At 71.3% G+C, this 4,393-nt stretch carries 3 protein-coding genes and 1 pseudogene; 3 read left to right on the top strand and 1 reads right to left on the bottom strand.

Annotated features, from left to right (window positions below):
- Positions 1-209: pseudogene (locus DEIPI_RS27270) on the top strand (hypothetical protein); the annotation flags it as partial.
- A gap of 146 nt (positions 210-355) precedes the next feature.
- Complete coding sequence (locus DEIPI_RS0100300; protein WP_245588481.1) at positions 356-562, top strand: DUF1540 domain-containing protein; 207 nt, start codon at positions 356-358, stop codon at positions 560-562.
- Positions 563-619: 57 nt separating this feature from the next.
- Here the strand turns inward: DEIPI_RS0100300 and DEIPI_RS0100295 are convergent, their stop codons facing one another.
- Positions 620-3,529, bottom strand: coding sequence for an insulinase family protein (locus DEIPI_RS0100295; RefSeq protein ID WP_045233332.1), 2,910 nt, complete (start codon positions 3,527-3,529; stop codon positions 620-622).
- 113 nt (positions 3,530-3,642) lie between these two features.
- Between DEIPI_RS0100295 and DEIPI_RS38580 the strand changes: the two genes are divergently transcribed.
- Positions 3,643-4,393 (top strand): Ig domain-containing protein (locus DEIPI_RS38580; RefSeq protein ID WP_052351540.1); only part of this gene is annotated, 751 nt, incomplete at its 3' end.

Below are 4,393 nucleotides of genomic sequence, written 5' to 3'. Positions count from 1 at the left end.
CCCGCGCCGCCCACACCGACGACGAGCGGGACGAGGCCGACGCCTACGCCCGCGTGCTCCTCGCCCGCGTGCGCGGCGAGCTTCGCCGCTCCTGGGCCGAGGTGGAGATCGTCACGATCGGCCTGCGCGAACGCGGCGTCCTCGACGGCCACGAGATCGAGCACCGCGTCCGCTGCGCCCAGGGCATCCGCTCCGCCACGCTGAACTGAGGTGCAAAATCCAGGAAAACCCGCCCCGGGCGCTCGGTTTTCCAACTCCTGAGAAAGGGCCGCGCTCCACACTGGGCGCGGCCCGGCTCCTGCACCCTGGGAGTCGAGCCCACACACACCCCGCTCGACGAAAGGCAGGGAGAGACATGGACCGCAACTCGGACCGCAACATGGAAGGCATGAGCATCGTCGCGTCCTGCGACGCCACCGACTGCCGCTACAACGAGAACCGCGAGTGCCACGCCGGCCAGATCCAGGTCAGCATGAGCGGACGCACCGCGCAGTGCATGACCTACGACCCCACCGGCGACAACGCCGGCATGGGCGACATGCCGCAGGCCGAACCGTCCTGACCCTGACAACGCAAGGAGGCGCCCCCGACAGGGGGCGCCTCCTTCGTGTGCCTCCCGCTAGATCCGCGCGACCTCGAAGGTCAGCCCGAGCTCCCTGAGCTCCGGGTTCGGGTCGCGGCCCGTCACCATGCCGTACGCGGCGTTGTCCTCCGTGAGGTACGCGTCGTACACGCGGCGTAGGTCCTCCAGCGTCACGTCCAGCAGACGCGCCTTGAAGGTGCGCTGCACCTCCTCCGTGTAGCCCGCCATGTCCCCGAAGAAACGCAGTCGCGCCACCGTGTCGGGCGACGTGAGCGGATCGAGCTGCGTGCTCGCGCTCAGCACGGCCTCCGTCAGCTCGCGCTCCCCGAGGTGACCGCCGAACACGAAGTCGCGCGCGCCCAGGAACACCTCGTACGTGCGCTCCATACGCGGATCGCGGTACGACGACATCCCGAACAGGCCGCCCTGCGGGTCGTACGTGGCGGCGCCGCCGTACGCGCCGCCCTTCTCGCGCAGCTCGCGCAGCATGTACTCCGAGCGCAGCAGATGCGAGAGCGCCAGAAGCGCGGGCGCGTCCGGGTGCGTGTACGGCACCGTGCGGAAGGACTTCGCGTGGTACGAGACTGGAACGTCCGTCGTGCGGGCCTGCGGCGCGCGCGGCGCGACGTGCGTGGGCGGCGTGCCCGTGCGTGACTCGTGGAAGCCGCCCGTCACGGGGGAGAGATCGAGGCCGAGGTCCTCGCGCGTGGCGGTCAGCAGCACCCGCACGCGGCCCTCACGCAGGACGCGCGTGAGGCCCTCGAAGTGCGACAGCAGCTCCTCCACGCGGCCCCCGTCCGTGATGGCCTTGAGCCGCGCGAGCTGCGTCAGCCCGCCCTGCCGCTCCGAGAGCGCCGCCGCCGCGCTGAGCTGCGCCGACGCGAGCCCGCGCGCGTACACGTTCCCGGACCCCACCACCGACGACTCCATCCCCGAGCGCTGCTGCCGCACGAGCTGCGTGAGGCGCTCCACGTCGAAGGTGGGCGTCGTCAGCAGGTCCCGCAGGATCTCCACGAGCTCGCCCGCGTGCCGCGAGAGCGCCTTGCCGCTCAGGGTGAAGCGCGTCCGCACGTCCGCGAGGTCGTCCGGGCCCGTCGAGACGCTCGTCGACGCGCTCACGCCGCCCGTCACGGCCTCGATGCGCCGCGCGAGCCCCACGTAGTCCAGTCCGCCCGCGCCGGAGCGCGTCAGCGCGTACGCGTACAGCGGCAGCAGGTCGAGCTGCTCCGCCGAGAGGTGCGACGTGCCCACCTGCACGTCGAGGTACACCAGCCCCGAAGTGGGCTGCTCCGCCCGCCCGACCGTCACGAGGCCGCGCTCCACGTCGTACGCGGCGCGCGGCACGTCACGCGGCACGTCCCCGAGCGCGAGCGTCGGCAGGACCGACAGGTCGTCCTCGACCTCCTGCAGGCGGGCGAGCTCCACCGACTGCTCCACCACGCGCGCGCGGTCCTCGTCCGTGAAGCCCTCCGAGACGCGCGCCACGAGCGCCGCCTCCTCCTGCGCCTGCCGCTCCTGCAGCTCGGGATCGGGCACCAGGTCGATCCGCACGCGGTGCGGGTTCTCCAGGAGCTCCTCGCGGATCATCCGCTCGAACAGCCCCCCGGCGGCGCGCTCGCGCTCCAGCCGCGCGAGGTCCTCCTCCAGCTTCAGGGACCGCACGGGGTCGCCGCCGTACAGCCACGTGTTCGCGAAGCGGAAGAACAGCTTGAGGGAGTACGGCCAGCCCGAGTTGCTCACCTCGCGCCGCGAGAGCTCGATCTGATGGATGGCGCTGTCCACGAGCTCCGCGCCGACGCCCTCCTCCGCGATGCGGGCGAGCGAGTCCAGCACGAGGCGCTCCACCTCGGCCTCCCGGCCCGCCGCGAGACCCTTGAGGCCCGCCGCGAACGAACCCTGCCGGAAGCTGTCGTTGTAGCCCGTGCCGTCCGCCGTGGCGCTCCCCACGCCCGACTCGATCAGCGCGCGCCGCAGGGGCGCCGCCGGGTTGCCCAGCAGCACGTCCGACAGCACGCTCCAGCGCAGCACGTCGTACGAGTCGAAGCTCGGCGCGACCATCCAGGCGACGAGCGTCTGCGCGCCCTTCTCCACGTCCGTCGACGGGTACGGCACCCGCAGCTCGCGCGGCGCGTCGAAGCGCGGCTGATCGGGAATGGCGACGTCCAGGTCGATCGGCGCGTCGAACTGCGACATCACCTGCGTCTCGATGGGCTCCAGGAAGCGCTCGATGGGGAGGTTCCCGTACGTGTAGAAGAACGCGTTGCTGGGGTGGTAGTGCCGCGCGTGGAACGCCCGTAGGCCCTCCCAGGTGAGCTCAGGGATGTTCCTCGGCTCGCCGCCGGAGTTGTTCGCGTACGTGAGCTCCGGGTAGAGCGCCCGCCCCATCGCCTTGTACATCTGCGAGCCCGCCGTGGCCATCGCGCCCTTCATCTCGTTGTACACGACGCCCTGCAGCTTGAGCTCGCTCCTCGGGTCGTCGATGGTGGCGTACTCCAGCCGCCACGCCTCGCGCAGGAACGTCTCCTTGCGCATCAGCGGGAAGAAGGCCGCGTCGAGGTACACCCCGAGCATGTTGAAGAAGTCCTGCTCGTTGCGGGTGCTGAACGGGTACATCGTCCAGTCCGAGGCCGTGAACGCGTTCGAGAAGGTGTTCAGCGAGCGCGGCTGCATCGAGAAGAACGGGTCCTTCACGGGGTAGCGGCGCGAGCCCGCCAGCACGATGTGCTCCAGGATGTGCGCCACGCCCGTCGAGTCGCTCGGGACGGTGGGGAACAGCACGCTGAACGTGAGGTTGTCGTCGTCACGCGCGACGTGCGCGTGACGGCTGCCGAGGTCGTGGCGCAGCAGCACCAGCGTCGCGGCGATCTCGGGCAGCGGTTCGACGTGCTCGACGGTGTAGCGCCCGAGGCGCTGCCCCACCGAGGGACCGGCGGTCATGGTGTCCATTCGCGGATTCTAGCCCGCCGCGCCCGGCGGCACAGCGTCCGAACGGCGGATGCGGCCCGACATGAAGAGCATCCCTGACCGCAATCTCATGCGGGGCATGCTAAGACAGGGGCATGTGGAGATTCAGGTCGGGCGCGCTCGCGCTCACGCTCACGCTCGTCGTCACCGCCTGCGGCACCAGCGGCAGCGACTTCGGCAGCAACGGCACGAAGGAGGCGCTCAGGTTCACCACCACGAACCTCCAGCCCGCCTACACCGGAGAGGCCTACACGCAGGAACTGCAGGTCGCGGGGGGCGTCACGCCCTACAACCTCGTCGTGGTGCGCGGCGAGCTGCCGCCCGGCGTGCGCCTGCAGGGCCGCACCCTCAGCGGCACCCCCACCAGGAACGGCCGCTACGAGTTCACCGTGGAGGCCTCCGACGCGTCGCTCTCCACCCGCTCGCAGGTCCTCGCGCTCACCGTGGACACCCTGCCGCCCGTGAAGTTCGAGCCGGTGCTGCCCACCACGGCCCTCAAGGCCGACACCCGCGTGCCCCTGAGGGTCAGCTACGCCCGCGCCACGCGCGCCGCGCGCTTCCAGTGGCGCCTCCCGGCGGGCGTGCAGGTCACCCGCGTCGAGTCCGGCGAGGGCCGCCCCATCATGCTGTGGAAGCAGTCGGGCAATCTCCTGACCCTCGACCTCGGCTTCCCGAACGTCCCGAAGACGGGCGCGACGGTCGCGCTGATCGGCCTGAAGTTCGCCGCGACCACGACGCTGACGAACCCCCAGCTGGGCTTCGAGGCACGCGACGCGGAAGGCAAGGTCGTGGGTCAGGCGGCGCTGCCGTCCCTCACGCCGCCCGCCACGCCCGGCACGCCCGCCA

The sequence above is a fragment of the Deinococcus pimensis DSM 21231 genome (assembly GCF_000519345.1).
In the GTDB taxonomy this organism is placed as follows: Bacteria; Deinococcota; Deinococci; order Deinococcales; family Deinococcaceae; genus Deinococcus_A; species Deinococcus_A pimensis.
Note: the sequence above shows the minus strand (reverse complement) of the source record. Positions and strands in the feature narration are given on the sequence as shown.

Bases quoted from the DNA above. Each gene is read 5' to 3' on its own strand.
- DEIPI_RS0100300 (WP_245588481.1), top strand. From the start codon at position 356: ATGGACCGCAACTCGGACCGCAACATGGAAGGCATGAGCATCGTCGCG.
- DEIPI_RS0100295 (WP_045233332.1), bottom strand. From the start codon at position 3,529: ATGGACACCATGACCGCCGGTCCCTCGGTGGGGCAGCGCCTCGGGCGC.